Raw genomic sequence first — 26,178 nt, forward strand, 5'->3', positions numbered from 1 at the left:
ACCGACGGCGGTAGGCCGAAGGCTTCGTGTTGACGGCGCCGTGTTGACGGTCTCGGGCCCGCGGCATCACGCCGGCAGTACGGGGGCCTGGGCACCGGCGGGAGGGGACAGGGCTGGTGGCACGGGTGCAGGGGCCCCGGGACGAAGGCGCGGCGCCGTCCGCGACCTCTGCGTAGCGCCCCCGTCACCCGTACGACCCCGCACCCGGTCGTCCGCCGAGGTTCACTCTCCGTTCACTCACACCCGCCGGTCACTTCACCTGTTCTGTCTAATTTCGGCCTTACACGGTGCACGGCACCCCGCCGCACCGGTCACCTCTTCGCACGCCGCCGTACAACGAGACGAAACCCGGCGGCTCCTGGAAGGAACACCCGAAGTGAAGCTTCAGCAGCGCAAGACCCGGCTTCGCGCCGCCGCGCTCGGCGCCCTCGCCGTATCCGGCGCCCTGGTCCTCACGGCGTGCGGTTCGGACAACAACAGCAACTCGACCGGTGGCACCGGCACCAAGACGAGCGCCGCGTCGAACGTCAAGTGCGACGGCGCGAAGGGCCAGCTGCGCGCCTCCGGTTCGAGCGCGCAGAAGAACGCGATGGACCTGTGGGCCAAGGGCTACATGTCCGCCTGTTCCGGCGTCGAGATCAACTACAAGTCGTCCTCGTCCGGCGAGGGCATCGTGGCCTTCAACCAGGGCACCGTCGGCTTCGCCGGTTCGGACTCCCCGCTGAAGCCCGCCGAGGTCGCGGACTCCAAGAAGATCTGCACCGGCGGCCAGGGCATCGACCTTCCGATGGTCGGCGGCCCGATCGCGGTCGGTTACCACCTGGAGGGCGTGGACAACCTGGTCCTGGACGGCCCCACCCTCGCGAAGATCTTCTCCACGAAGATCAAGACCTGGGACGACCCGGCGATCAAGAAGCTCAACCCCGACGCGAAGCTGCCGTCGAAGCCGATCCAGCCGCTCCACCGCTCCGAGGACTCCGGCACCACGGAGAACCTGAGCAAGTACCTCACCGCCACGGCGCCCAACGACTGGAAGTACGAGATCGGCAAGTCGTGGCCCGCCCCGGGCGGCCAGGCGGCCACCGGTTCGGCCGGTGTCTCCCAGCAGGTGAAGGCGACCGACGGCTCGATCGGTTACTTCGAGCTCTCGTACGCCACCTCGCAGAAGATCTCCACGGTCAAGATCGACACCGGCGCCAGCACCCCGGCGGAGGCCACCTCCGAGAACGCGTCGAAGGCCATCGCCGCCGCGAAGATCGTCGGCACCGGCTCGGACCTGTCGCTCAAGCTCGACTACAACACCAAGGCCGACGGCGCCTACCCGATCGTCCTGGTGACGTACGAGATCGTCTGCGACAAGGGCAACAAGGCCGACACCCTCGGCACGGTCAAGTCCTACCTGAACTACACCGCGAGCGACGAGGGCCAGAAGCAGCTCTCGACCGCTGGTTACGCCCCGATCCCGGCCGAGATCAACGCCAAGGTCCGCACCGCGATCGCCTCGCTCTCCTAGCACCACCGCACCACCGCACGACAGCTACACCGCACGAAAGCAACACCGCACACGACGGCAGTCGGCCCGGCGCACTCCTCCGGGCCGGCCACCGTCCCCCTCCATCCGGTGCACCGCCGCCAGGGGAGCCGAAGCTCCCCCACACAGACCGGAAAGACGATGGCTACCACCACACAGATAGACACTCCCCCACCGGAAACACCGGTCCACAGCCTGTCGGGTCCCTCCACGGGCCGGATGGGCGACCGGGTCTTCATGGGCCTCACCAGGGGCTCGGGAATCCTGCTCCTCGTGGTGATGGCAGCGATCGCGGGGTTCCTCACCTACCGCGCCTCCATCGCCATCTCGAAGGACCAGGCCAACTTCTTCACGTCGTTCGACTGGCTGCCGTCGCAGACGCCGCCGGTCTTCGGCATCGCCGTCCTGCTCGTCGGCACCGTCGTCAGCTCGGTCGTCGCGATGATCATCGCGGTCCCCGTCGCCGTCGGTATCGCCCTGTTCATCTCGCACTACGCGCCGCGCAAGCTGGCCACGTCCCTCGCCTACGTGGTGGACCTGCTGGCCGCCGTGCCGAGCATCATCTACGGCATCTGGGGCGCGCTCGTCCTGGTGCCGTACCTCGACGGACTCAACGTCTGGCTCGACCAGTACTTCGGCTGGACGTACATCTTCGACCAGACCCAGCCGGGCGCCGCCAGGAACATGCTCACCGTCGGCATCCTGCTCGCGATCATGATCCTGCCGATCGTGACCAGCGTCAGCCGGGAGGTCTTCCTCCAGGTCCCGAGGATGAACGAGGAAGCCGCGCTCGCCCTGGGCGCCACCCGCTGGGAGGTCATCCGGCTGTCCGTCCTGCCCTTCGGACGCTCCGGAGTGATCTCCGCCTCGATGCTCGGCCTCGGCCGTGCGCTCGGCGAGACGATGGCCGTCGCCATCGTCCTCTCGCCGAACTACCTGATGTCGCTGCACCTGCTCAACCCGGGCGGCGGCACCTTCGCCCAGAACATCGCGGCGAAGTTCGACGAGGCCAACCCGCTCGGGCGTGACGCCCTGATCGCTTCCGGCCTGGTCCTCTTCGTCCTGACCCTGCTGGTGAACGGCGCGGCCCGACTGATCATCGCCCGCCGCAAGGAGTACTCGGGGGCCAACGCATGAGCGACACAGCCGTAGAGACCGAGCAGGCGCGGTACCCCGCCGTGAGCACATCGAGCCTCAGCGGGCGCAGCCTTCCCCGCTGGGCACCGGTCGGCTTCGCCGCCGTGGCGATCGTGCTGGGCGCGGGCATCGGCGCCGCCGCGGACCTCAGCAGCAAGGTCCAGTGGGGCCTGATCGCCGTCGTCGCCTTCCTCGTGCTGTCCTACGTCACCACCGCGGTGGTCGAGAACAAGCGCCAGGCCAAGGACCGCTTCGCCACGAGCATCATCTGGGTCTGCTTCATCCTGGCCGTGATCCCGCTGTTCTCCCTGCTGTGGACCACCGTCAGCCACGGTGTGAAGGACCTCAGCCTCAACTTCCTGACCCACTCGATGGGCGGCGTTCTCGCCTCCGACCAGGGCGGCGGCGTCTACCACGCGCTGATCGGCACCCTGGAGCAGGTCGGCATCGCCACCGTGATCGCCGTGCCGATCGGGCTGCTGGTCTCCGTCTACCTGGTGGAGTACGGCAAGGGCCCGCTGGCCAAGGCCGTGACGTTCTTCGTCGACGTGATGACCGGCATCCCGTCCATCGTCGCCGGTCTGTTCATCCTGTCGATCATGCTGATGGCCAAGATCGAGCCCTCGGGCCTGATGGGCTCCCTCGCCCTGACGATCCTGATGATGCCGGTCGTGGTCCGCTCGACCGAGGAGATGCTCAAGCTCGTCCCGAACGAGCTGCGCGAGGCCGCGCTGGCCCTCGGCGTACCGAAGTGGCGCGTGATCCTCAAGGTCGTCCTGCCGACCGCGATCGGCGGTATCACCACCGGGGTGATGCTGGCCATCGCGCGCATCGCCGGAGAGACCGCCCCGATCATGCTGCTGGTCTTCGGCAGCCAGATGATCAACACGAACCCCTTCAAGGACGGGCAGTCCTCGCTGCCGTACTACATCTACGAGCAGTACAAGCTCGGCGAGCCGCCCTCGATCGACCGTGCCTGGGCAGCGGCCCTGGTGCTGATCGCCTTCGTCATGATCCTGAACCTCGTCGCCCGCGGGATAGCCCGCTGGAAGGCCCCGAAGACCGGCCGATGAGGCCGAGAGAAGAAGCTGATTTCCCATGGCCAAGCGAATCGACATCAGCGGCCTGACCGCCTACTACGGCTCCCACAAGGCCATCGAGGACATCTCGATGACCGTGGAACCCCGCTCGGTGACCGCCTTCATCGGCCCCTCGGGCTGCGGCAAGTCGACCTTCCTGCGCACCCTCAACCGGATGCACGAGGTCACGCCCGGAGGCCGGGTCGAGGGCAAGGTACTGCTGGACGACGAGGACCTGTACGGTCCCGCCGTCGACCCGGTCGCCGTACGCCGTACGGTCGGCATGGTCTTCCAGCGCCCGAACCCCTTCCCGACCATGTCGATCTTCGACAACGTCGCGGCCGGGCTGCGCCTCAACGGCTCGTACAAGAAGAGCGAACTGCACGACATCGTCGAGAAGTCGCTCAAGGGCGCCAACCTCTGGAACGAGGTCAAGGACCGCCTCAACAAGCCGGGCTCCGGTCTCTCCGGCGGCCAGCAGCAGCGGCTCTGCATCGCCCGCGCCATCGCGGTCGAGCCGCAGGTCCTGCTGATGGACGAGCCGTGCTCCGCGCTCGACCCGATATCGACCCTCGCCATCGAGGACCTGATCGGCGAGCTGAAGGAACGCTTCACGATCGTGATCGTGACGCACAACATGCAGCAGGCGGCGCGCGTCTCGGACCGTACGGCCTTCTTCAACCTCTCGGCGGTCGGCAAGCCCGGCAAGCTCGTGGAGATCGACGAGACCGAGCGGATCTTCTCCAACCCGTCCGTCCAGGCGACCGAGGACTACATCTCGGGGCGCTTCGGATAGACGACACGACTTGCGGTGCTGCATGGCGGTGCCACCGCAAGACAGAAAGGGCCCGCCCCCGTGGATTCCGGGGGCGGGCCCTTTGCCGTACGCCGTACGGGTACTGCCGGTCGGACGGGTACTGCCGGTCAGAAGATCAGCAGGATGACCCAGTAGCTGAGTGCCGCGACCACCGCCGCGGCCGGCATGGTGATGAACCAGCCGAGCACGATGTTCTTGGCCACGCCCCAGCGCACCGCGCGCGGGCGCTTGGTGGCGCCCACACCCATGATCGCCGAGGTGATGACGTGCGTGGTCGAGATCGGCGCCTGGAAGAGGTACGACGAGCCGAACATGATCGCGGCGCCGGTGGTCTCCGCGGCGAAGCCCTGCGGCGGGTCCAGCTCGATGATCTTCCGGCCGAGGGTCCGCATGATGCGCCAGCCGCCCGCGTACGTGCCGAGCGAGAGCATCAGCGCGCAGACCAGCTTGACCCAGACGGGGATGGCGTCCTCGAAGGTCTCGTGCCCCGAGATGACCAGGGCCATCATGACGACACCCATGGTCTTCTGCGCGTCCTGGAGGCCGTGGCCGAGCGCCATGCCCGCCGCGGAGACCGTCTGGGCGATCCGGAATCCGCGCTTCGCCTTGTGCGGGTTGGCCTTACGGAACAGCCACAGGATCGCGACCATCACCAGATAGCCGACGACCAGACCGACGACCGGCGACAGGAACATCGGGATGACGACCTTGTCGACCACCCCGCCCCAGTGCACCATCGTTCCGCCGGCCAGCGCCGCGCCGACCAGACCGCCGAACAGCGCGTGCGAGGAGGAGGACGGCAGGCCGAAGTACCAGGTGATGAGGTTCCAGACGATCGCGCCGACGAGCGCGGCGAAGAGGATTCCCATCCCCTTCTGGCCCTCGGGCGTGGCGATCAGCCCTTCGCTGACGGTCTTGGCGACCCCACTGCCCAGGAAGGCACCAGCGAGGTTCATCACAGCGGCCATCGCCAGGGCCGCCCGGGGCGTCAGGGCCCGGGTGGAGACCGAGGTCGCGATGGCATTGGCGGAGTCGTGGAAGCCGTTCGTGTAGGTGAACCCGAGCGCGACAGCGATGGTCACGATCAGAGTGAAGGTGTCCACGAGGTCAGGACTCCTTGACCGCGATGGTCTCCACCGTGTTGGCGACGTGCTCGAACGCGTCGGCCGCCTCTTCCAGTACGTCCACGATCTGCTTGAGCTTCAGCACCTCCATGGCGTCGTACTTGCCGTTGAAGAGGTGCGCGAGCAGCTTGCGGTGGATCTGGTCGGCCTGGTTCTCCAGGCGGTTGACCTCGATCCAGTACTCGGTGAGGTTGTTCATGGTCCGAAGGCTCGGCATGGCCTCAGCGGTCAGCACGGCCGCCCTGGCCAGCACCTCGATCTGCTGCTCGACGCCCTTGGGCAGCTCCTCGACCTGGTACAGCACGACGAGGTCGACGGCCTCCTCCATGAAGTCCATGATGTCGTCGAGGCACGACGCGAGGTTGTAGATGTCCTCGCGGTCGAACGGCGTGATGAAGGAGGAGTTGAGCTGGTGGAAGATCGCGTGAGTCGCGTCGTCCCCCGCGTGCTCCGCTGCCCGCATCCGCTCCGCGATCTCGACCCGGGCGGAGGCGTCCGCGCCGAGCAGTTCCATGAGGAGCTTGGAGCCCGTGACGATGTTGTCCGCGGACGCGGCAAACATGTCGTAGAAGCTCGTCTCCCTGGGGGTCAGACGAAAGCGCACGTGGGGTCCTCGGGTGCTCTGGATTCGGTCAGGCTGATGCTAGGCGCATCATCCGGCCACGGCTAACCGGCATTCTTCAGTGTCGCCCATGGGGCACAGTGATCAGCACGGGGCCCGCCCCGATTTTCGGAAGGATCGGTACCATATACCCACGAGGGGTATCGAGGACCTTTCGGGGCAACGGGTCATCACCATTCACAACGGTTCCACAACGGGAGGACGCGATGACGACCACCGAGGCGACGGGCGCGCCCGACCACGCCGGACACGAGCCCGGCAGCGAGCCGGCCGTGCACGGCTACCACAAGCAGAAGGACGAACACCTCAAGCGGCTGCGCCGTATCGAGGGCCAGATCCGGGGCCTCCAGCGGCTCGTCGACGAGGACGTCTACTGCATCGACATACTCACGCAGGTCTCGGCCTCCACCAAGGCCCTGCAGTCCTTCGCCCTCCAGCTGCTGGAGGAGCACCTGCGCCACTGCGTGGCGGATGCCGCTGTCCGGGGCGGCGAGGAGATCGACGCGAAGGTCGAGGAAGCGACGAAGGCGATCGCGCGGCTGCTGCGTACGTGAGAGGGCCGGTCCCGGGGCCGACCGTGGCGGTCGGCCCCGGGTGGCCGAAAATCGACGCCGGAGACGGGCATTCCGCTCAGCCGTGACTCAGCAGCTGCCCGTGCTCCACCCGGCGCTCGTACCCCACCCGGTGCCCGCCCGTCGCCCATGGCCTCGGCAGGCGACCGAGGTATCGGACCCCACCATGAGCACCTCGTCGATACGGTCCGGGCTGAGCCGGTCCCCGATCGCGGCGGAGGCCGCGATCATCAACTCACCGCACAGCTCGATCTCGACGAGGGCGATGTGTTCCTGGACGGTCAGTACCCCAGGCATGGCGATCACCCCTTCTGCCGCAGTCGGCTTCCTAGCGTAGGGAGGCGGCCACACCCCGCGCATGGCACGGACGGACCATTTCCTACTGGACAGTTCCGGCGTAGATCCGGCCCGCGGGCGGCAGCGCGAACGCCACCGGCGCCCCGAAGTCGTACAGCAGGGTCGTCGATGCCACTCCGACCGTGTGCCCCTGGTTCGCGAAGCTGAACGTCTCGCGCACCTTGCGCAGCCGTCCCTTCACGTCGAAGTAGGCGTCGAAGGGGACGACGGGCCGGGCGAACCCCTTCGCTGCGGCAGCCAGCACCGGCCTGGCCTGCGGCGAGGCGTTCCGGGCGGCCACCGACAGATCGGCGGTCCCCTTGTAGTGCCGCACCCGGGTCCCGGCCAGCTCCTCCGTACCGGCGTACGTCACCTCGCGCGCCCCGCACAGCAGCTCGGCCGCGACCATCGGATCGGTCGCCCCGTTGGTCACCAGATTCCCGTCGGCGAGCGCGGCGGGGCGGACCCGGACCCACTGGTCGGCGGGCACGTTCGCGCCCCGGTTCTTCATGTACACCGCGGCAGGCGTCAGCAGTTCGGTGATCGGCGGGTGCTCCTCGGCCCCGGCGGCGTCCGTCGGCAGCACCACCCGGAGCCGTCCGGCCCGCCGCTTGAAGTCGAAGCCGCCGGTGCCCCGCACGGTCACCCGGGTGCCGCCGGTCGCCATCGTCATGGACGTGCTGGTCCGGGAACTCCCGGCCCTGGCCAGCACCTCGGCGGCCTGCCGTACGGCGTCGGGTCCCCCGTGCAGGTCATCGGCCGAGGCCCCGGCCCGGGAGGAACAACCGGCGGCCCCCACCACCCCCACCAGAGCGAACGCGGCACCGGCCAGCGCCCCGGCCCTGCCTCTGTTCTGCTGCACCATCGTCTGCCGACCCCCAACGCCTGGCCAGTAATCGTCCGTGGACCGCCCGCTTCGCATAACGACGCCTGGGGATCGCCGTCACGCCCCAGTACCGTGGACGGGTGCACGACCACGACCCCCCACCGAACGCCCGGGACCACACCACGACCACCTCGGAACGCGGTTCCTTCTGCACGGCACGCTGCGTGTGCGGCTGGCGCGGTCCGGCTCGCCGGTCGAGGGACCGCGCGCGTACGGACGCGGCGGAGCACGCCGCGGACACCTGACCCTCGGCGGAACGGTCACGGGACGGATCACGCGGTCCGGGGGGGCACGGAACCTGACGGCGCGAAACATCCCCGGGCAGGGAACCCCGATGCCCCGGCCGCTCGTCTCGTACCGGGAGGCCCCACATGCATCGTCGCACCCTGCTCACCGCAGTCCCCGTCCTGGCCACCGCCGTCGCCTGCGACAGCAGCGGCGCCACCGGCGACAACAGCCCGCCCGGGACCACGGGCGGCCCCGCCACCGGGACCACGTCGGCCACCGGGACCACGACCACCACCGCCGTACCCGGTCCCAGGACCAGCGCCGCGGCCGACTGGACCGCGCTCGCCCGGGGACTCGACGGCAAGCTCGTCCGGCCCGGCGACGCCGACTACCCCACCGCACGCCAGCTCTACAACACCCGTTACGACGGCCTGAAACCCGCCGCCGTCGCGTACGTCGCGGGCGAGGCCGACATCCGCGAGTGCCTCGCCTACGCCAGGGCGCACGGCGTCCCCGTCTCGATCCGCAACGGCGGGCACTCCTACGCCGGCTGGTCGTCCGGCAACGGCCGCCTGGTCGTGGACGTGTCGAAGCTCTCGCACGTCTCCGCCGACGGCACGATCGGCGCCGGTGCCAAGCTCGCCGACGTCTACGAGACCCTCGGCCGGAGCTCCCGCGCGATACCGGGCGGTTCCTGCCCCACCGTCGGCATCTCCGGTCTCACGCTGGGCGGCGGCCACGGCGTCGCCTCCCGCGCGTACGGCCTGACCTGCGACAGCCTCACCTCCGCCACCCTGATCACCGCCGACGGCACCCGCCTCACGGCCAACTCCAAGGAGAACAAGGACCTCTTCTGGGCGCTGCGCGGCGCGGGCAACGGCAACTTCGGCGTCGTCACCGAGCTGACCTTCCGTACCCACCCCGCCCCGCAGACGGTCTCCGCCTATCTCTCCTGGCCCTGGTCGAACGCGCGCGCCGTCATCGACGCCTGGCAGCGCTGGGGCCCCGAACAGGCCGACGAGATCTGGTCGTCGGCGCATCTGGAGGCGGCATCGGGCGGCGCCACCCCGGGGGTCACCGTCGCCGCGTTCTCCCTCGGTACGTACGGAGATCTGCAGAACGCCGTCGACCGCCTCGCCGACATGGCCGGCGCCTCCGCCTCCTCGGTGTCGCTGCGCCGCCACAGTTACGAGGAGGCGATGCTCGCGTACGCGGGCTGCGCGAGCGTCGGCGCGGACCGGTGCCGGCTGCCCGGCGCGACGCCGGGCCGCGGCGTCCGGGGCGTGCTCCAGCGCGAAACGTACGCGGCGGCCTCGGACTTCTACGACCGTACGGTCCCGGCGGCCGGGATCGACGCCCTGCTCTCCCGCACCCAGGCCTTCTCCCGGCTGAGCGCCACGACGGGTTCCGGCGCGGTCGCGCTCACCGCGCTGGGCGGCGCGATCAACCGGGTCTCCCCGACGGCGACGGCGTTCGTCCACCGGCGCTCACGGGTGCTGGCCCAGTACATCGCCTCCTGGCCCCCCGGCACGGCGGGCACCGCGCAGCAGGCCTGGCTGACGGACATCCACACGGCGATGCGGCCGTACGTCTCGGGCGGCGCGTACCAGAACTACATCGACCCGAAACTGACGGACTGGCGGAAGGCGTACTACGGGGATGCGGCGCCGCGGCTGGGGCAGTTGAAGAAGCAGCACGACCCGGACAGGCTCTTCGACTTCCCGCAGGCACTGTGAGCGGCTGAGCCGGGGCGGGCGGGCGGACCCCTGCGACACGAACCGGTCAGGCGGACGGCGATCAGGCCAACGGTGATCACGTGAACCCGGTGACCGACGAAGCCACCGGAGCCCGCACGCACACGGCACCTCCCGCGCACGACACGATGGGCCCCACGGACATCGGACATCGGCGGAGCGGAGCAGCACAGCATGGACCAGCGGACGGCACCGGACGACGGAGACAGCCCGGCCCCGCCGCGGCTCCCCCGCTCCGGCGGCCCGGCGCCCGCCCCCGGCCGCTCCTCCGGCGCCTGGGCCCACGGGCGGACGGCCCTGCGCCGGACTCCCCTCTCCCTGTGGAACGAGGACGTGTCCGACTGGGCCGCCGCCCTCACCTACTACGCGATCCTCGCGCTCGTCCCCGCGCTCCTCGTCACCATCTCCGTCATCGACCTGGTCGCCCCCGCGACCACCGACGAACTCATCGCCGACGTCAGCTCCTGGGCCCCCGCCGAATCCGGCACCGCGCTCCACCAGGCCCTCAGCGGTATGGCGGGCCAGCGCTCCGCCGCTCTGACCGTGCTGATCGGCGGCACGTTCAGCGCCCTGTGGTCCGCCTCCAGCTATCTGGCGGTCTTCCGCCGCGCCCTGCACTCCATGTACGCGGTCAAGGACGAACGCCCCGCCTGGCGCAAGGCGCACCGCATCCTGCTGACGGCCGTGATCCTGCTGGCGCTGCTCGTGGTGAGCGCGCTGGTCCTGGTACTCAGCGGTTCACTGGCCCAGTCGCTGGGCCACGCGCTCGGCCTGGGCAACGCCGGAACGGACGCCTGGGACCTGCTCAAGTGGCCCGCGCTGCTGTGCTGTGTGGCGCTGCTGGTCCTGATCCTCTTCCGCTCGGGACCCCCCGCGGCCCGAACCATCCACCGGGGCCTGCCCGGTGGCGTGCTCGCGGCGCTGCTCTGGCTGACCGCATCGGCGGGCTTCACCGCGTACGCGACGGGCTTCGGCACCTACAGCAGGCTGTACGGATCGCTGGCCGGGGTGGTGGTGTTCCTGGTCTGGCTCTGGGTCTCCAACCTGGCGCTGCTGGCGGGTGCCCAGTTCAACGCGGAACTCTCCCGCGCGGCGGCGGAGACCGCCACCCGGCCGTCAGGCGGCCAGGTCGTTGCGCCCCGACTCCGACCGTGACTCGGGGATCTCCACCGCGGCGGCGGCCAGCGACCGCACCCGCCGGGACCGCACCAGCACCGCGCCCCGCCCCGAGCCGGCCACGGCTCGCACCACCGGTGTCAGCAACGCCATCGCGGGCACCGAGAGCAGCAGGGTCACCGCGGTCCCCAGTGCGAACCCGCCGACCACGTCGGTCGGATAGTGCACTCCCATGAAGACCCGGCAGAACCCCTCGGCCAGCGCCAGACCGATCGCCGCCAGCCCGAACTTCCGGTGCGCCACGAAGAGTCCGGCCGCGATCGCCATCGCCAGCGTCGCGTGGTCGCTGACGAAGGAGTAGTCCGTCTTGCCCTTCACCAGGACGTCGAGGCCCTGGTGCTCGACGAACGGTCTCGGCCGCTGGACGAATCCACGGATCGGGATGTTCACCAGGACGGCGATCCCGGCGGCCAGCGGCGCCCAGACGGTCCCGGCGACCGCCGTCGCGGCCGACTCGGCGCAGGGCTGCCTGCGCGCGTTCCACCAGCAGCCGAGGACCAGCAGCACCAGGGCGAGCAGGATCCCGTACTCGCCGATGAACTCCACCGCCCGGTCCAGCCAGCCGGGCGCCGACTTCGCGAGGCCGTTGATGTCGTAGAGCAGACCGACATCAGGGGTCGACCCATCGCTTGCGAGTCCAGCCATCTGCTGCCCCTTGCCTTTGCTCCACTGCGCGGCGTACATCCGTGTATGCCGCTGTACCAACCCCCGCGGTCAGTGCGCACTCTTGCCGGTGTCCCAGTTCAGGGAACGCCCGGCACACCCACGGCGTTCCGCTCTCTACCGAAAGATCACCAGGACGTTATCGAAGAGTGACTCATCGTCGCAGCTCAGGGAAGGGGGCCTCACGGTGAGTTCAGGCCATGCAACAGAGCGTCTCCGGCGGCCTCTCAGGCTTCCGGCAGGTGTGTCGGGAGTGCATTCGCGCCATCCTTGGTGACGCGGGTGGCGCCGAAGTAGTCCGGCGCATCGATCTTGTCGAACCGGATCACCGACCCGGTGTACGGCGCGTCGATCATGTATCCGCCGCCCACGTAGAGCCCCACGTGGTGAATGGCCCGCGAGTTGGAGAGGTCGTTCGAGAAGAAGACCAGGTCCCCGGGGAGCAGTTCGTCGCGCGACGGGTGCGCCCCCGCGTTGTACTGGTCGTTCGCCACCCGCGGCAGCGTGATCCCGACACTCTTGTACGCGGCCTGCGTCAGCCCCGAGCAGTCGAACCGCCCGCCCTGACCGGCCGTACCGGTGCCGCCCCAGAGATACGGCGTGCCGAGCTTCTGCTGCGCGTAGTAGATGGCCGCGGCGGCCTGCTGCGAGGCGGCGACACCGTTGACGGGCCTGGCGAAACTCTTCTCCAGGGTCCGGATGACCTTCACGTAGTTCTGCGTCTCACGGTACGGCGGGACGCCTCCGTGCTTGATGACGGCGTAGGAACCCGCGTTGTACGCGGCCAGCATGTTGTCGCTCCGGTCGCCCGGCACGTTCTTGACGTATCCGGCCAGTTCGCAGTCGTACGAGGCGGCTGACGGAATCGCGTCGGCCGGATCCCAGATGTTCTTCTTGCCGTCGCCGTTCCCGTCTATGCCGTGCGTGGCCCAGGTGCCGGGGATGAACTGCGCCATCCCGAGCGCGTTGGCCGGGCTCTTGGCCTGCGGGTCCCAGCCGCTCTCCTGGTACAACTGCGCCGCCAGCAGTGCAGGGTTGAGGGAGGGACAGAGATTGCCCCACTTCTGCACGATCTCCTGGTACGCGCTCGGCACGGCCCCCTTGGCCAGCGCGACCGTACTGCCCGCGGCGCCGCCGAGACCGGCAGCGGCGGAGTACGTACCGACGAGGAGCAGGCCGATGAAGCCCAGGCCCGTCCCGAACCCGATCCCGCTGACCACCAACGCTTTACGCATCCTTCAACCCTCCCCCATTCACGACTGGTTCACCGCCTACTTCACCCGGAAGCCCGAACAACTGATGCTGGCGTAATCCGTTGGGGTCGATTTGACGTGATAGAAGACCACGGTCCAGTCCCCGGGATCGTTCCCGACCGGGATGCTGTCGTAGACGTTGCCGTTCATGTCGTGGTTCTCGAAGTCGTCCGGGTACGTCAGCGTGACGAAGTCGCCCGTCCGCCAGTGCGTGTAGGCGTCGACGGGTCTGCTCGTGTAGCCGACGGTCTTGTCCGGATAGGGCAGGTTCGGTTTCCCCGTACGGAAGTCGATCTCGTGCGGCGGCTTCACGCCGACGGAGATGTAGTACGGGGCACCTACCGGCCGCTTGCTGCTGAGGTCGGCGTACTTGATGCGGAACTCGATCTTCACCTTGTCCGAGACGTACGGCAGGGTCTCGGAACTGGCGTTGCGCACCGAGTTCTGGAACTCGCCCGGAAGGTTCGACTCCCCGCCGAAGGTACTGCACGCACCCATCCCGTGGATGGTGCCGTCGGGTCCTTCGGACAGGGCCCACCGGTCGAGCGAGATGCGGTTGTCCGTGATGTACGCCGGCGGCTTCCCGGACTCCTCGTCCGTCGCCCGGCCGTCCGCCGACGCCTGACCGGACGGCTTGCCCGTGCCCTTGTCCGTGCCCTTGTCCGCACCCGTGTCCGACGTCCCGTGGCCGGGCTTGCCGCCGGGCATCAGCTGCGCGACGGCGAAGGCACCCGCGCCGACCGCCACCACCAGAGCCGCCGCCACCATCCACGCCGTGCCGCGGCGGGGCGCACGGCCGGGGGCCGTGCTCGCCGCCGGGCCGCCGGTCGACACCTGGGTCGCCGGGTGGCCGGGGGCGTACGGCGGCTGCTGCCCCGCCGCGGTCGCGGTGGGCAACTCGTGCGAACCCGGCGGCGGGCCTTCGGCCACCCCGACCGGGTGGACGGTCTGCGGATGGGCGGCCTGCGGGTGGACGGTCTGCGGATGGGCGGCCTGCGGATGGGCGGCCTGCGGATGGGCGGCCTGCGGCTGACCGGACTCGGACCGGGGCCCCGGCTCGACGGGCCGCACCGGCGCCGCCTCCCCCAGCCCCGCCAACGGCCCGTAGAACGCGTCGTCCACCAGCGCGGACCGCACCTCGCACCGTTCGATCAGCGCCGCGAGCGTCGGCCGGGCCGCCGGGTCCTTCGCCACGCACCACTCGATCAGCGCCGCGAGCCCCGGCTCGACCCCCGCCACGTCGATCGGCTCGTGAACGACCCGGTAGCCGATCCCGGCGGGCTGCCCGCCCCCGAACGGCGCCCGCCCGGTCGCCGCGTACGCCATGGTCGCCCCCAGTGCGAAGACATCCGCCGCCGGACCGACCTGATTGGTCATCAGCACCTCGGGCGCGGCGAACCCGGGCGTCCCCGGAGCCAGGCCCGTCTCGGTGAGCGCCGTGTCCGCCGTACCGCGCGCGATCCCGAAGTCGATCAGCTGCGGGCCCTGCGCGGACAGGATGATGTTCTGCGGCTTGAGGTCACGGTGCGTCACCCCGTACGCGTGCACGCTGGCCAGCCCCTCGGCGAGCGCCGCGAAGACGCCCCGGCAGGTGGCGGCGGGGAACGGCCCGCGCTCACCGACCGCATGACTGAGCGTCGGCCCCGTCACGTACTCGGTGGCCAGCCAGTACGGCGGCGCGCTCAGCGAGGCGTCGATGAGGTTCGCGGTGTACGCGCTGCGCACCGCCCGTACGGTCTCGGCCTCCCGCCGGAACCGGCTCAGCGCCTCCGGGTGATCGGTGATCTCTTCCCGGATCACCTTGATCGCGACGAGCCGCCCGCCGGGCGAACGCCCCAGATAGACCTGCCCCATACCGCCCGCCCCGAGCCTGGCGAGAAGTACGTGCGCGCCTATTCGCGCCGGGTCCTGCGGTCTGAGTGCGTCCACCGGGCCAACTGTTTCAGTCGATTCCCCTGTGATCAAGGGGCATTGGAGCCGCCTGGAACCGGCCGTCCCCCACGGTGCCGCCGGTACCGGCTCCTGTTCACCCAAGGGGGAATCCCGCCCCCACATCACCTCCGCTCCCGCCCGTACGATCGGACCGACCGAGAGCACCGGCCCCCCACGGGGCCACCCGTATCCCCGCCGCCCACCCGGGCGGCTCGCACCGACACCCGAGGGAGACCCGTGTCCGACTCCGCGATCCCCGCCGACCTCGACTGGATCCGCGCCGCGCCCGAGGGCGAAGAGGGGCCGGGCCCCTGGATCGAGGTCGCGTTCGGCGCGGACGACCTCGTCCACCTGCGCGAGACCAGCGACCCCGAGAACGTGGTCACGACCACACGCCGGAAGTGGGACGCGTTCGTACTGGGCGTCCAGGCGGGCGAGTTCGACCACTTCGCCGAGCTGGACGGCCAGGGACCGGCCGCCTGAGCGCACAGGCCCCGACCGGCCACCCGTCACCGGCCATCGACGGGCCGGGTGCCGAGCCCGCGCGCCGACCTCTTCCGGCCATTCCGGCCGGTACTCGACCACGGCAGCCGGCGCGACCTCACCGGCGAACGGCACAGCCGCTGAGCCCACGCAGCGGCGTCATTGCCCGGCGTCACTCTCCGTGATACACAGAGTAACCATGCATGTTCGACTGCACACCGGTTCGCGTCGCAGGTCAGGGCGACATGACCGGACAAACGTGCGGGCATACGGGTAAAGAGAGCCGCCGGGCTACACACGGAGGCAGTTTCATCAGCGAAGATAGGGCGTACCCCACGCAGTAGGGCGTGGGAACGAACTACCGGATAGGGGCGGTGAGTTACATGAACCTGGCAGCCGACAAGGGCGACATCAGCACCATCATCGGCGGAATCGCCCCCAACTGGGGGCCGTTCGGCAGCCTCGGACACGAGGCCCGGATCATGGTCGAGGTCGTGATGGCGGTCTCCATCCTCCTCTGCCTCGGCATCGCGATCTGGGGTGCGGCCAAGCAACGTATCGGCGCCACCGCACTCCGGGACACCTTCAGTGCGGAACAGGGCAAGGGTCTGATCGTCGCCGGCCTCACAGGCGTATTCATCATCGGCTCACTGGGAACGGTCTTCACCATCGTGTACGGGATGGCTGTCTGACCGCGCCTCAACCGTCCCGCTGTCCCCGGGCATGCCCGGCCCACTCAGAGGTTGCGCATCCCTGATGTCGAGTCACCACACCCCGCCCGCGCGGGAACCAGCACAGTTACCGTCGTACTGCACGACACGGCAAACGGTTGAGGGGGCGTCCGCGGCATGAGTCTCGGCGACGAGCACGACTACGGCAGCGACGCGGGCCGCACCGAAGGCATCGGCGGCACGGGCCAGACCCGTACGCGACTGCCCGACGGCGGCGGCGACGTCTACGGGAACGGCCGACGGCCCGTACGGGCCTCGCGCTCCCTCGTGACGGTCGTGGGCGTGGTGGTGCTGCTGATCGCGGCCATCGCCTTCGCCAACCGGGGCAACGGCGACGGCACGTCGACGGACAGCAGCGGCTCGAAGAGACCGGGATCGGACTCCACGGCGGCTTCGGGCGTGAAGCCCGTGACGGGGAAGAGCGGAGGGATCGCCTCCGGCTTCGCGCATACCAGCCAGGGGGCACAGAGCGCGGCGGCGAACTACGCGGTGGCGCTCGGGTCCGACGGGATGTTCAAGGAGGACACCCGTCACAAGATCGTGAACGCGGTGTACGCGCCCGACGTGGCAGCCGTCCAGCTGACCGATCTCGACCGGGTGTACTCGGGCGGGAAGTTCCTGACGAGCATCGGGCTCAAAGCCGACGGCTCCGCGCCCACAGGCATGACCTTCGTCTCCCGCACCAACCCCGCTGGTGCCAGGACCGTCAAGATCTCCGGAGACACGGCCAGCGTCTCGGTCTGGTACTCCGCATTGTTCGGACTGGCAGGTGAAGGCTCCACCAACCCCGTGTCCGAGAGCTGGTACACGAACACCTTCGAACTGAAGTGGATCAACGGTGACTGGAGAGTCACGGACTCCAGCCAGAAGGATGGTCCGGTGCCGGTAGGCCACGACCAAACCGCCTCCAGTGCCCAGGACATGGCTGACGCCGTGAAAGAGTTCGGAGGGTTCACGTATGCCAGGTAAGCACTCTCGCCGTGCACTCTCGCTGGCCTCCATGGCGGCAGCCGTACAGACAACGGCCATCCTGCTGGCGACCCGCGCGGCCGCAGCGCCGTCACCGGGCGCGAGCCCGAGTCCGAGCCCCAGTGCGAGCAACAGTGCCTGCGACCTGATCCGTGGCCGCGCTCACGACATCTGCGAGGGCGACGCGGGCAGTGTCTCCTCCAACAACACCCCCGCAGCCGACACCCTCGACCCCCTCTCCTCCCTCGCAAAGGGCTGCGCCGACGCCGCGGCCTGGATCGTCGGCAAGCTGTCCGAGGCCGTCAAGAGCACCGCCAACGTCGACTTCACCAACAGCTCCTTCCTCCGTCAGTACGCCGTCGTCTTCGCCGCCTCCACCATCCTCACGCTCGTCCTCTGGCTGCTCGCCGTGGCCAAGCGCGCCGTCCGCGGCGTACCGCTCACCACCGCGCTCTCCGAGGCCGTCGGGTTCCTCTGGCTGACCGTCATCGCCTCCGCCTTCACCCCGTTGATCCTCTACACCCTCGTATCGGCGACCGACAGCGTCACCGACGTCATCGCCTCCTCCACCGGCGGCCAGAACGACGTCTTCTTCGGCTCCTTCGCCGAGGCGCTCAAGAAGGGCTCGGACATCGGCGGCGGTCCGATCATGCTGATCGTGACCTCCCTGGTCTCGATCCTCGCCGCCGGCGTGCTCTGGCTGGAGCTCGTCATCCGGGCCGCTCTCCTCTACGCGGGCGCCCTCCTCGGCACCGTCGTCTACGCAGGCCTGGTCGACAAGAACATGTGGGGCCACGTCCGCCGCTGGGCCGGCATCATGATCGCGGTGATCATGGTCAAACCGGTCATCGTGATCGTGCTCGGGCTCGCCGGCGCTCTCTCCTCCGACAAGGGCCCCAACTCCTTCTCCGCCGTCGTGTCCGGGCTGGCGATCATCCTGCTCGCCATCTTCGCCAGCGGCATGATCTACCGCTTCGTGCCCGGCTTCGGTGACGAGGTCGCCGCCTCCCGTACGAACCGCAAGTCCGCCACCGACGGCTCCCAGGCCGCCGCCATGATCAGCTCGCCCGCCGCGCTCGTGTCCCAGGGCATCAAGACCCACAGCAGCCGCGGCGGAAACGGCAACGAAGGCGGGGGCGGTGGAGGCGGCCAGGGCGGGCGCCCCGCCAACCCGGTGTCCGGCGGCGTCGCGGCCCACAGCAACCGCGGCGGTTCGGGCGGCGGCCAGGGCGGCGGCAGCGGAAAGGTCCCCAACGCCGCGTCCCCGCCGCGTACCAAGCCCAGCAGCACCGGAACCCACAGCACACGTAACAACGGCACAGGAGGTGGAGGGCGTTGACGACCCAGGCCCAGCCGGTCGCGCCCCGCCGCACGTATCTGATCGGCCGCGCCCGGCCCTCAGCCATCGTCGGCAAGAACCGCGAGACGGGCGAGATCGCACTGATCATCGCGGGCGCCTTCCTCGGCATGATGTGCGGACTGCTCGTCCCCGTCCTGCCGCTGCGCATCGTGACCCTGACCGGGTTCCCGATGCTGGCCCTCGCCGCGGTGTACGTCCCGTACAAGCACCGCACGTTCTACAAGTGGTTCGAGATCAACCGCAGTTACAAGCGCTCCCTGCGCCGCGGCACCGCCTACCGCGCCCCCGCCATGGAGGCGGGCACCGGGCTCGACGGCCGCGAGGTCGAGGTCGGACCGCCCCCCGGCATCGGCCGGATCAACTGGCTGGCCGCCCCCTTCGGCCCCGACGAGATCGCCGTACTGCTGCACGCCGACCGGCGTACCGTCACCGCCGCCATCGAGATCGAGGGCCCCGGCGTCGGGCTGCGCGACTCCGAGGACCAGGAAGCCCTGGTCGACCGCTTCGGCACGCTGCTGAAGCATGTCGCCAACGGCGACGGCTTCGTGACCCGCCTCCAGATCCTGGCCCGCACGCTCCCCGCGGACCCGGACGCCCACGCCAAGGACGTCGCCCAGCGCGGCGATCCCCGCGCCCCCGGCTGGCTCCAGGACTCGTACGACCAGCTCGCCTCGATGGTCTCCACATCGAGCGAGCAGCACCGTGCCTATCTCGTGGCCTGTATGCACTTCACCCGCGAACTGGCCTCCGAAGCACACGCGATGGCCCGCGCCGCCCGCCCCACAGCAGGCCGCAGGCTGGACAGGGACGCCGGACTCGCGGTCGTCATGGCCCGCGAACTCACCGACATCTGCGCCCGGCTCGCCGAGGCCGACATCCGAGTGCGCCAGCCGCTCGGCCAGGGCCGCCTCTCCTCGCTGGTGCACTCGATGTACGACCCCGACCACCCCATCGACCACATCCAGGCGATGACCAAGCGCAACGCCTGGCCCGCCGAGCTCGACGCCATGGAGCCCACCTACCTCCAGGCGAAGACCCGCGAATCCTCCACCCGCGCCCCCTGGTGCCATGCCACGGCCTGGGTGAAGGAGTGGCCGATGACCCCCGTCGGCGTCAACTTCCTGGCCCCGCTGCTCGTCCACACCCCGGACGTGATCCGCACGGTCGCGGTCTGCATGGACCTCGAACCGACCGAGGTCGCCATCGAGCGCATGCTGACGGAGAAGACCAACGACGAGGCCGAGGCCTCCCGCGCCGCCAAGATGAACCGGACCGTCGACCCGCGCGACATCGCGTCCCACGGCCGCCTCGACCAGCGTGGCGAAGACCTCGCCAGTGGTGCGGCGGGCGTCAATCTGGTCGGGTACATCACGGTGTCCTCCCGCTCACCCGAAGCACTGGCCCGCGACAAGCGGACCATCCGCGCATCGGCCGGCAAGTCGTATCTGAAGCTCGAATGGTGCGACCGCGAGCACCACAGGGCCTTTGTGAATACGCTGCCGTTCGCGACCGGCATCCGCCGATAGGGGCTCTGTCATGCGAGATCCGATGTCAGCCGTCACCGACGCCTTCGCCGCGTTCCTCTTCGGCAAGGTGGAGACGACCCGGCTCCCCGTCCGTACGTCGACGGGCCAGGCCCAGGCCGTCTACCTGCCGACCGCCGCCCCCGGCCTCGGCGACTCGGGCGTGATCATCGGCCGCGAGGTGTACTCGGGCAAGGGGTACATCTACGACCCCTTCCAGCTGTACGGACAGCAGCTGCCCGCCCCGCACTGGCTGGTCCTCGGCGAGTCCGGCAACGGCAAGTCCTCGCTGGAGAAGACGTACGTCCTGCGCCAGCTCCGCTTCAAGGACCGGCAGGTGGTCGTCCTGGACGCCCAGGGCGAGGACGGCGCGGGCGAATGGGCCCTCATCGCCCAGCAGTTGGGCATCACGCCCATCCGCCTCGACGCGATGGCCGCGCTCGACCACGGCATCCGCCTCAATCCGCTGGACCCGGCGATCGCGACGACCGGCCAGCTCGCCCTGCTCCGTACGATCATCGAAGTCGCGATGGGCCACGGCCTGGACGAACGCTCCGGCTTCGCGCTCAAGGTGGCGCACGCCTACGTCAACGAGACGATCGTGGAACGCCAGCCGGTCCTCACCGACATCGTCGAACAGCTCCGCCATCCGGAACCGGAGTCGGCGGAGGCGATGAACGTCGGCATAGACGACGTACGGGCCTGGGGCCTGGACGTGGCCCTGGTCCTGGACCGACTGGTCGACGGCGACCTGCGCGGCATGTTCGACGGCCCGACCTCCGTCGGCATCGACCTGGACGCACCACTGATCGTCTTCGACCTGTCGCACATCGACCGGAACTCCATCGCGATGCCGATCCTGATGGCCATCGTCGGCGTCTGGCTGGAACACACCTGGATCCGCCCCGACCGCAAGAAGCGCATCTTCCTGGTGGAGGAGGCGTGGCACATCATCAACAGCCCCTTCGTGGCGCAGCTCTTCCAGCGTCTGCTGAAGTTCGGCCGACGCCTCGGGCTGTCGTTCGTGGCGGTGGTGCACCACCTGTCCGACGTGGTGGACGGCGCGGCGGCCCGGGAGGCCGCGGCGATCCTGAAAATGGCGTCGACCCGGACCATCTACGCGCAGAAGGCCGACGAGGCGAGAGCGACCGGCCGGGTGCTGGGCCTGCCCCGCTGGGCGGTCGAGATCATCCCCACGCTGACGCCCGGCATCGCGGTCTGGGACGTCAACGGCAACGTACAGGTCGTCAAACACCTGATCACCGAGGCGGAACGCCCGCTGGTCTTCACCGACCGCGCCATGACGGAGTCGTCCACACCGGATGCCGACGACGCGCTGGCCATACAGCTGGAAACGGAGGCGGAGGAACGGGCGGCCAGGATCGAGAAGCAGCTGAACGAGTCCTCCGAGTCGACGGTGGCCTGATATGTACTCCACCCAGCCCCACCAGCCCCACCAGCCCGACCGGCGCCGGCCGCCACCGCCGCCCCAGCCGCGCGGCATTCCGGACGGGCTGCTGATCGGGCTGATCGTCCTTCTGCTGGGCCTGACCCTCCTGGTCTGGCTCGCGGCGGGTCTGTCGGGGGTACTCACCCACGGTGCCTGGCCGGACTCCGTGTCCGTCGCGCACACCCCGGTCGCGATCCGCCAACTGGCGGGCTCCCCGCACGACCTGGCGGCGGCCTGGCCGGACACCCCGCCGTCCCAGCTCCCGGGGTACGGACTCTTCTGGGGCCTGCTGGTCGGCGAGCTGCTGATCCTGCTGGTCCTGACGGTCTTCGTGGTGGGCACCGTGACCCGCTGGCGAGCACTCCGCACCGCGCAACGAACCGCCGCGGCAGAACCGGCCGACCTCGGCCCCGGCTCCGGCTCCGGCTCCGGCTCCACGGAACAGTTCCCCGCCTGGCAGCCCGTCACCGGGCAGTTCCCCGTACGGCACGAGACCCCAGCCGGCCCGGACGGAACAGCCGCAGCAGGCACCTCCCCAGCCCCTGCTCCCGCACCCGCTCCCGCACCCGTGGAATTCGGCGCGGTCGAAGCCGAAGCGGTAGAAGCCACGGCGCTCGGAGCCGTCGCCCCCGTACCCGCGCGCACGCCCACCGTCGCGGATCCGCCCCCCGAACTGTCCGACCGGGGCATCCACTTCGGTCCCGCCGAGTCCCGCAGGAACGCCGCCGTCCAGGCCGTACGTGATGCCGCCGGGCCCGCACTCGTCGTCACCTCGTCGCCCTCGGTCTGGGCGGAGACCAAGGACGCACGGGCCAAACTCGGCCCCGTACTCGTCTACGACCCCGGTCATGTCTGCGACACCCCGGCCCGGCTCCACTGGTCCCCCACCAGCGGCTGCGAAGACATGGAGACGGCCGCGGCCCGAGCAGTCGCGCTGCTCGCGCCGGTACGCCCGCAGGCCCGGATCGACGCCACCATGGCGGACACCGCGGAGACGCTCCTGCAGAGCTGGCTGCACGCCGCCGCCATAGACGGCCGCCCTTTCAAGCAGGTGCACCGCTGGGCCCAGGGCGCGGGCTCGGCCCATGAACCCGTACGGATCCTCCGCACCCACAGCAAGGCATCGAGCGGCGCGGCCGGACTGCTGGAATCGGCACTCACCGCCCACCCGGAACGCCGGGACGTCGCACAGCAGTTGACGGTACGCGCGCTCAGCGCACTCTCCACGGTCCACATCCGTGAGACATGCACACCCAACAGAACCGACACGGTCACGCTGGAATCATTCATCCACGAGGGGGGCACTCTCTATCTGGTGGGTGAAGCAATCGAGGACCCGCGTACGCGCCCCGGCGCGATGCCGTTGCTCACCGCACTCGCCTCACACGTGGTCGGGCACGGCCGCCGCTTGGCTGCAAGGTCAACTGACGGTCGGCTCGACCCACCAATGGCGCTCGTCCTCGACGACATCGCGGCCGTGGCCCCGCTCCCCCAGCTCCCGGAGCTCCTGGCGACCGGCCGGGAACAGGGGCTGCACGCGCTGGCCCTGCTCCGCTCACCCGAACAGGCCCACAGCCGCTGGCCGCACCTGGACCGGGCGTAAGCCCGACCGGCAATCGGGGGCAGCAGCTGAGCGCTCACGACCTCTGCACGCTCACCACGGCACGGGGGTCCCGTCCCAGGAGAAGAACCCGCCGGTGGGGCCCGCGTCCGGCAGGAGCGCCAGCCGGACAGCACCCCGGGCAGCCTCGGCCGGATCCCCACCGGTGGCAGCGGCCCGGGGGTTGAGCTCGGTGGCACGCAGGCCAGGAGCGAGCGCGTTGACCTTGAAGCCCTCCTCGGCCAGCGTCTGTCCGTAGAAGACGGTCAGGGCGTTCAGGGCGGTCTTGGACGACCGGTAGGCCGCACCGCCGCCGTGTCCCGGGGTGAACTGAGGGTTGGGGCTCGTGCTCCAGGTGAGCGACGCGGTGCCACTGGAGATGTTGACGATCCGCGGGTGCGCGGACCGTCGCAGGGCGGGCAGGAAGGCGTTGGTGACCTCCAGGACCGCGAACACGTTCGTCTCGTACGTGCGCCGGAACTCCTCGGCACCGGACTCGGCCGGCGGGGCGAGCGAGGGCGAGATGCCCGCGTTGTTGACCAGGACGTCCAAGTGCTCCACCTGGGCCGCGGCCTCGGCGACGCTGTCGGGGTCCGTCACGTCGAGGACCAGCAGGCGGGCGCCGCCGCCGATCTCCTCGGCAGCCCGCTGCCCGCGCCCGGCGTCGCGGGAGCCCACGTACACCGTGAAGCCCTCTGCGGCGAGTTGGGCGGCGATGTGTCTGCCGATGCCTTTGTTGGCACCGGTGACCAGTGCCGTTCGCTCGTTCATGACACCCAGCATTCCCCCGCTGCGACCGTTCTGCCAGGGACAGTTTGTACCTGGCAACCCGAGGTCCCGGCCCCGTTCACATCGGGGGGTGGAGGTGGGTGCGCCGTCCGTCGTGATCGAGGATGCACAGGATTTCCGCCGGTCCGCCGTGTGCCTTGATCGCGTGCGGAACCATCGTCGAGAACTCGGCCGCCTGGCCGGTCTCGACCCGGATAGCGCGCTCGCCGAGGATCAGCGTGACGGTCCCCGAGAGGACCGTGAACCAGTCCGTACCCGGGTGCACTCCGAGTTGATCAGCCCCCTTGCCCTTCACCTCTTCCGTGATGCGCATCCTGGCGACGGTGATCCCACCCGGACCCGAACCACGGTTCAGCAGCCAGGTGGTCACTCCGCGATGATCGTCGCGCTGAGGCCTGATCACGACGTCGTCATCGGTGACGGTCTCCACCAGCTGATCGAGCGAGACGCCCAGCGCACGCGCCAGCGAGGTCAGCTGGTCCAGGCTGATGCGCCGGTGCCCGGTCTCGATCCGGCTCAGGGTGGAAGGGCTCAGGAAGGCGCGCTCGGCGAGGCTGTCGAGAGACCAGCCGCGTGCCTGCCGCAGGCTCCTGATGCGCATGCGGACCGTACTGTCCAAATCGCTTTCTTGCGTCATACGCAAGACTGTACGCGTTACACGCAAGGCAGCGTTATCGTCGGCGTATGAACACCACCGATACGCACGCCGCCCACGCGCACCACGGCCATGGCGGGGCCGACGCCGACGCTGCCGTCATGGCCGAGGTTCTGGAACTGGACGCCGCGGTTCTGGCTGCCTACCTGTCGGAGCTGACTGCCTGGCTGGACGAATTGAGCGACCGGGAACCCGGCCGCATCCTCGATCTGGGCAGTGGGACCGGGACCGGCGCCATCGCGCTGGCACGGCGCTTCACGCAGGCCGACGTGACAGGCGTGGATCTCTCCCCGCACATGCTCCACCGGTTGTCGAAGAAGGCATCCGCCCTCGGCCTCGCCGACCGGGTCCGGGGCCTCCAGGCCGATCTGAACGAGGACTGGCCGGAGTCCGGCACCTACGACCTGGTCTGGGCGGCCTCGTCGCTGCATCACATGGCCGACCCCGACCGCGTGCTGGCCGGAGCGTTCGACGCCCTGCGGCCGGGCGGTCTCCTGGCCGTGACCGAGATGGACTTCTTCCCCCGCTTCCTGCCCGACGACCTGGGCATGGGCCGCCCCGGGCTGGAAGCCCGTGTACACGCCACGCTGAACCAGGGCCCGGCCGTCGACTGGACCGATCACCTGGCCCGCGCGGGCTTCGTGCTGGACACCAAGCGCCTCTTCACGATCGACCTGCCCGCTCCGCTGCCTGCCGCTGCCGCCCGCTACGCCCAGGTGTGCCTGGGGAGGATGCGCTCCCGCCTCGACGGGCAGCTGTCCGCCGAGGACCTGGCCACACTCGACACGGTTCTCGCCGACGGAGGCCCCCACAGCATCCAGCGGCGCGAAGACCTCACTGTCCGGACCACCCGGACCACCTGGGCGGCCCGCCGACCCTGACCGCCCGACGGGGCGGCCCCACTGCGGTTACGGCCGCCCGAGCACCATCTCCACTTCCCGCCCGCCCGAGGAGCCGGGGGCGGGAACGGTCACCCCGGACGGTGCGAAGCCGAACTTCCGGTAGAAGCCGGAAGCCCGCCCGTTCGCCGCGTGCACGAACAGCCGTACCCGCTCCAGCTTCGGGGCATCCAGTGACCAGGCCCACTCGATCGCGCTGCGGAAGAGCTGTTCCGTGAGACCGGTTCCACGGAACTCGGGGCGCACGTAGACGCCGACCAGATGCGCCTGGGTCACGGAGCTCGCCGCGCCGAGGACACTCTCGGTGCCGGCGGGCTCGACCAGCACGACCACCGTGCCGGTCCGCTCACCGTTCTTGTTCTCCGCGACGAACTGCCGGGCGTCACCACCGTGCGAAGCGCCCTTCGCACGGTCCTGCCAGAAGGAATCGGGCCTGGCGACGGCCTGTGCACGGGTTTCGAGGTACGCGACCGGCGCCGCGGGGTCCTCCAGAGCCATCAGCCGCAGCTCTTTGACCTTCAGCCACTCCTCGGCCCGTACCGGACGTATCAAGTAATCCATCGTGGGATCGTTCCAGAGGCTTCACGACCACCGCACACAGTTTTTTCG

General features: G+C 69.8%; 25 protein-coding genes. 15 read left to right on the forward strand and 10 right to left on the reverse strand.

What is annotated here, in order from left to right; genetic code table 11:
- The first annotated feature begins 376 nt into the window (after window positions 1-376).
- The 4 genes from pstS to pstB all read left to right on the forward strand — a co-directional run bounded on the left by pstS (window position 377) and on the right by pstB (window position 4,543).
- Window positions 377-1,513 carry a phosphate ABC transporter substrate-binding protein PstS gene (gene pstS / locus NBY69_RS32675; RefSeq protein ID WP_250305566.1) on the forward strand — a complete coding sequence of 379 codons (1,137 nt, stop codon included), beginning with the start codon at window positions 377-379 and terminating at the stop codon, window positions 1,511-1,513.
- 159 nt (window positions 1,514-1,672) lie between these two features.
- Entirely contained in the window at window positions 1,673-2,668 is a 996-nt protein-coding gene (gene pstC / locus NBY69_RS32680; protein WP_250305567.1) for a phosphate ABC transporter permease subunit PstC, read from the forward strand.
- Window positions 2,665-3,741: a phosphate ABC transporter permease PstA gene (pstA, locus tag NBY69_RS32685; RefSeq protein WP_250305568.1), complete on the forward strand. Its 1,077-nt coding sequence runs from the start codon at window positions 2,665-2,667 to the stop codon at window positions 3,739-3,741. Before pstC ends, pstA begins: the two co-directional genes overlap by 4 nt.
- A 25-nt stretch (window positions 3,742-3,766) precedes the next feature.
- Window positions 3,767-4,543 carry a phosphate ABC transporter ATP-binding protein PstB gene (pstB, locus tag NBY69_RS32690; RefSeq protein WP_250305569.1) on the forward strand — a complete coding sequence of 259 codons (777 nt, stop codon included), beginning with the start codon at window positions 3,767-3,769 and terminating at the stop codon, window positions 4,541-4,543.
- A gap of 128 nt (window positions 4,544-4,671) precedes the next feature.
- Here pstB and NBY69_RS32695 read toward each other — a convergent pair whose 3' ends face one another.
- Both NBY69_RS32695 and NBY69_RS32700 read right to left on the reverse strand, forming a co-directional pair.
- A complete protein-coding gene (locus NBY69_RS32695) occupies window positions 4,672-5,667 on the reverse strand; it encodes an inorganic phosphate transporter (RefSeq protein WP_250305570.1) in 996 nt (331 codons plus the stop codon).
- Window positions 5,668-5,671: 4 nt separating this feature from the next.
- Complete coding sequence (locus NBY69_RS32700) at window positions 5,672-6,292, reverse strand: DUF47 domain-containing protein (RefSeq protein WP_250305571.1); 621 nt, start codon at window positions 6,290-6,292, stop codon at window positions 5,672-5,674.
- Window positions 6,293-6,516: 224 nt separating this feature from the next.
- Between NBY69_RS32700 and NBY69_RS32705 the strand changes: the two genes are divergently transcribed.
- Entirely contained in the window at window positions 6,517-6,864 is a 348-nt protein-coding gene (locus NBY69_RS32705; RefSeq protein WP_250305572.1) for a metal-sensitive transcriptional regulator, read from the forward strand.
- An 87-nt stretch (window positions 6,865-6,951) separates the two neighbouring features.
- On the opposite strand, the gene NBY69_RS32710 is transcribed toward NBY69_RS32705, so the two are convergent.
- Together NBY69_RS32710 and NBY69_RS32715 are read right to left on the reverse strand one after the other, a co-directional pair.
- Window positions 6,952-7,179, reverse strand: coding sequence for a hypothetical protein (locus NBY69_RS32710; protein WP_250305573.1), 228 nt, complete (start codon window positions 7,177-7,179; stop codon window positions 6,952-6,954).
- A gap of 82 nt (window positions 7,180-7,261) precedes the next feature.
- Window positions 7,262-8,083 (reverse strand): hypothetical protein, encoded by an 822-nt coding sequence (locus NBY69_RS32715; RefSeq protein WP_250305574.1) that lies wholly within the window; start codon window positions 8,081-8,083, stop codon window positions 7,262-7,264.
- Between the two features lie 392 nt (window positions 8,084-8,475).
- On the opposite strand from NBY69_RS32715, the gene NBY69_RS32720 reads away from it, so the two are divergent.
- Both NBY69_RS32720 and NBY69_RS32725 read left to right on the forward strand, forming a co-directional pair.
- On the forward strand, window positions 8,476-10,068 hold the full coding sequence (locus NBY69_RS32720) for an FAD-binding oxidoreductase (RefSeq protein WP_250305575.1): 1,593 nt from the start codon (window positions 8,476-8,478) through the stop codon (window positions 10,066-10,068).
- Between the two features lie 192 nt (window positions 10,069-10,260).
- Entirely contained in the window at window positions 10,261-11,241 is a 981-nt protein-coding gene (locus NBY69_RS32725) for a YihY/virulence factor BrkB family protein (RefSeq protein WP_250305576.1), read from the forward strand.
- Here NBY69_RS32725 and NBY69_RS32730 read toward each other — a convergent pair.
- The 3 genes from NBY69_RS32730 to NBY69_RS32740 all read right to left on the reverse strand — a co-directional run bounded on the left by NBY69_RS32730 (window position 11,203) and on the right by NBY69_RS32740 (window position 15,107).
- Window positions 11,203-11,907, reverse strand: coding sequence for a phosphatase PAP2 family protein (locus NBY69_RS32730; RefSeq protein ID WP_250305577.1), 705 nt, complete (start codon window positions 11,905-11,907; stop codon window positions 11,203-11,205). The two genes, NBY69_RS32725 and NBY69_RS32730, sit on opposite strands and share 39 nt — an antisense overlap.
- Window positions 11,908-12,152: 245 nt before the next feature.
- On the reverse strand, window positions 12,153-13,160 hold the full coding sequence (locus NBY69_RS32735; protein WP_250305578.1) for a bifunctional lytic transglycosylase/C40 family peptidase: 1,008 nt from the start codon (window positions 13,158-13,160) through the stop codon (window positions 12,153-12,155).
- A gap of 36 nt (window positions 13,161-13,196) precedes the next feature.
- Window positions 13,197-15,107 (reverse strand): serine/threonine-protein kinase, encoded by a 1,911-nt coding sequence (locus NBY69_RS32740; protein ID WP_250305579.1) that lies wholly within the window; start codon window positions 15,105-15,107, stop codon window positions 13,197-13,199.
- A gap of 240 nt (window positions 15,108-15,347) precedes the next feature.
- Here NBY69_RS32740 and NBY69_RS32745 point away from each other — a divergent pair, with 240 nt between their 5' ends.
- The 7 genes from NBY69_RS32745 to NBY69_RS32775 all read left to right on the forward strand — a co-directional run bounded on the left by NBY69_RS32745 (window position 15,348) and on the right by NBY69_RS32775 (window position 23,229).
- Window positions 15,348-15,593 carry a DUF397 domain-containing protein gene (locus NBY69_RS32745; RefSeq protein ID WP_250305580.1) on the forward strand — a complete coding sequence of 82 codons (246 nt, stop codon included), beginning with the start codon at window positions 15,348-15,350 and terminating at the stop codon, window positions 15,591-15,593.
- 383 nt (window positions 15,594-15,976) lie between these two features.
- Window positions 15,977-16,285 carry a hypothetical protein gene (locus NBY69_RS32750; protein ID WP_250305603.1) on the forward strand — a complete coding sequence of 103 codons (309 nt, stop codon included), beginning with the start codon at window positions 15,977-15,979 and terminating at the stop codon, window positions 16,283-16,285.
- 156 nt (window positions 16,286-16,441) lie between these two features.
- Window positions 16,442-17,293, forward strand: a complete 852-nt coding sequence (locus NBY69_RS32755; protein WP_250305581.1) for a hypothetical protein — start codon at window positions 16,442-16,444, stop codon at window positions 17,291-17,293.
- Entirely contained in the window at window positions 17,283-18,632 is a 1,350-nt protein-coding gene (locus NBY69_RS32760) for a hypothetical protein (RefSeq protein WP_250305582.1), read from the forward strand. Before NBY69_RS32755 ends, NBY69_RS32760 begins: the two co-directional genes overlap by 11 nt.
- Window positions 18,629-20,179, forward strand: a complete 1,551-nt coding sequence (locus NBY69_RS32765; RefSeq protein WP_250305583.1) for an SCO6880 family protein — start codon at window positions 18,629-18,631, stop codon at window positions 20,177-20,179. The genes NBY69_RS32760 and NBY69_RS32765 overlap by 4 nt, the downstream gene beginning before the upstream one ends.
- A gap of 10 nt (window positions 20,180-20,189) precedes the next feature.
- A complete protein-coding gene (locus NBY69_RS32770) occupies window positions 20,190-21,602 on the forward strand; it encodes an ATP-binding protein (RefSeq protein ID WP_250305584.1) in 1,413 nt (470 codons plus the stop codon).
- Between the two features lies 1 nt (window position 21,603).
- Complete coding sequence (locus NBY69_RS32775; RefSeq protein ID WP_250305585.1) at window positions 21,604-23,229, forward strand: type IV secretory system conjugative DNA transfer family protein; 1,626 nt, start codon at window positions 21,604-21,606, stop codon at window positions 23,227-23,229.
- A gap of 51 nt (window positions 23,230-23,280) precedes the next feature.
- On the opposite strand, the gene NBY69_RS32780 is transcribed toward NBY69_RS32775, so the two are convergent.
- Together NBY69_RS32780 and NBY69_RS32785 are read right to left on the reverse strand one after the other, a co-directional pair.
- Window positions 23,281-23,997 (reverse strand): SDR family oxidoreductase, encoded by a 717-nt coding sequence (locus NBY69_RS32780; protein WP_250305586.1) that lies wholly within the window; start codon window positions 23,995-23,997, stop codon window positions 23,281-23,283.
- A gap of 76 nt (window positions 23,998-24,073) precedes the next feature.
- Window positions 24,074-24,652: a helix-turn-helix domain-containing protein gene (locus NBY69_RS32785; RefSeq protein WP_250305587.1), complete on the reverse strand. Its 579-nt coding sequence runs from the start codon at window positions 24,650-24,652 to the stop codon at window positions 24,074-24,076.
- Between the two features lie 47 nt (window positions 24,653-24,699).
- Between NBY69_RS32785 and NBY69_RS32790 the strand changes: the two genes are divergently transcribed.
- Window positions 24,700-25,551, forward strand: a complete 852-nt coding sequence (locus NBY69_RS32790) for a class I SAM-dependent methyltransferase (protein WP_250305588.1) — start codon at window positions 24,700-24,702, stop codon at window positions 25,549-25,551.
- A 27-nt stretch (window positions 25,552-25,578) separates the two neighbouring features.
- Here the strand turns inward: NBY69_RS32790 and NBY69_RS32795 are convergent, their stop codons facing one another.
- Window positions 25,579-26,130: a GNAT family N-acetyltransferase gene (locus NBY69_RS32795; protein WP_250305589.1), complete on the reverse strand. Its 552-nt coding sequence runs from the start codon at window positions 26,128-26,130 to the stop codon at window positions 25,579-25,581.
- Window positions 26,131-26,178 lie beyond the last annotated feature (48 nt).

This window comes from Streptomyces sp. A 4/2 (genome assembly GCF_940670765.1).
GTDB lineage: Bacteria > Actinomycetota > Actinomycetes > Streptomycetales > Streptomycetaceae > Streptomyces.

Coding starts and splice junctions, on each gene's coding strand:
- pstC (WP_250305567.1), top strand. CDS start 1,673: ATGGCTACCACCACACAGATAGACACTCCCCCACCGGAAACACCGGTC.
- pstA (WP_250305568.1), top strand. CDS start 2,665: ATGAGCGACACAGCCGTAGAGACCGAGCAGGCGCGGTACCCCGCCGTG.
- pstB (WP_250305569.1), top strand. CDS start 3,767: ATGGCCAAGCGAATCGACATCAGCGGCCTGACCGCCTACTACGGCTCC.
- NBY69_RS32705 (WP_250305572.1), top strand. CDS start 6,517: ATGACGACCACCGAGGCGACGGGCGCGCCCGACCACGCCGGACACGAG.
- NBY69_RS32710 (WP_250305573.1), bottom strand. CDS start 7,179: ATGCCTGGGGTACTGACCGTCCAGGAACACATCGCCCTCGTCGAGATC.
- NBY69_RS32715 (WP_250305574.1), bottom strand. CDS start 8,083: ATGGTGCAGCAGAACAGAGGCAGGGCCGGGGCGCTGGCCGGTGCCGCG.
- NBY69_RS32720 (WP_250305575.1), top strand. CDS start 8,476: ATGCATCGTCGCACCCTGCTCACCGCAGTCCCCGTCCTGGCCACCGCC.
- NBY69_RS32725 (WP_250305576.1), top strand. CDS start 10,261: ATGGACCAGCGGACGGCACCGGACGACGGAGACAGCCCGGCCCCGCCG.
- NBY69_RS32730 (WP_250305577.1), bottom strand. CDS start 11,907: ATGGCTGGACTCGCAAGCGATGGGTCGACCCCTGATGTCGGTCTGCTC.
- NBY69_RS32735 (WP_250305578.1), bottom strand. CDS start 13,160: ATGCGTAAAGCGTTGGTGGTCAGCGGGATCGGGTTCGGGACGGGCCTG.
- NBY69_RS32750 (WP_250305603.1), top strand. CDS start 15,977: ATGAACCTGGCAGCCGACAAGGGCGACATCAGCACCATCATCGGCGGA.
- NBY69_RS32755 (WP_250305581.1), top strand. CDS start 16,442: ATGAGTCTCGGCGACGAGCACGACTACGGCAGCGACGCGGGCCGCACC.
- NBY69_RS32760 (WP_250305582.1), top strand. CDS start 17,283: ATGCCAGGTAAGCACTCTCGCCGTGCACTCTCGCTGGCCTCCATGGCG.
- NBY69_RS32770 (WP_250305584.1), top strand. CDS start 20,190: ATGCGAGATCCGATGTCAGCCGTCACCGACGCCTTCGCCGCGTTCCTC.
- NBY69_RS32775 (WP_250305585.1), top strand. CDS start 21,604: ATGTACTCCACCCAGCCCCACCAGCCCCACCAGCCCGACCGGCGCCGG.
- NBY69_RS32780 (WP_250305586.1), bottom strand. CDS start 23,997: ATGAACGAGCGAACGGCACTGGTCACCGGTGCCAACAAAGGCATCGGC.
- NBY69_RS32785 (WP_250305587.1), bottom strand. CDS start 24,652: ATGACGCAAGAAAGCGATTTGGACAGTACGGTCCGCATGCGCATCAGG.
- NBY69_RS32790 (WP_250305588.1), top strand. CDS start 24,700: ATGAACACCACCGATACGCACGCCGCCCACGCGCACCACGGCCATGGC.
- NBY69_RS32795 (WP_250305589.1), bottom strand. CDS start 26,130: ATGGATTACTTGATACGTCCGGTACGGGCCGAGGAGTGGCTGAAGGTC.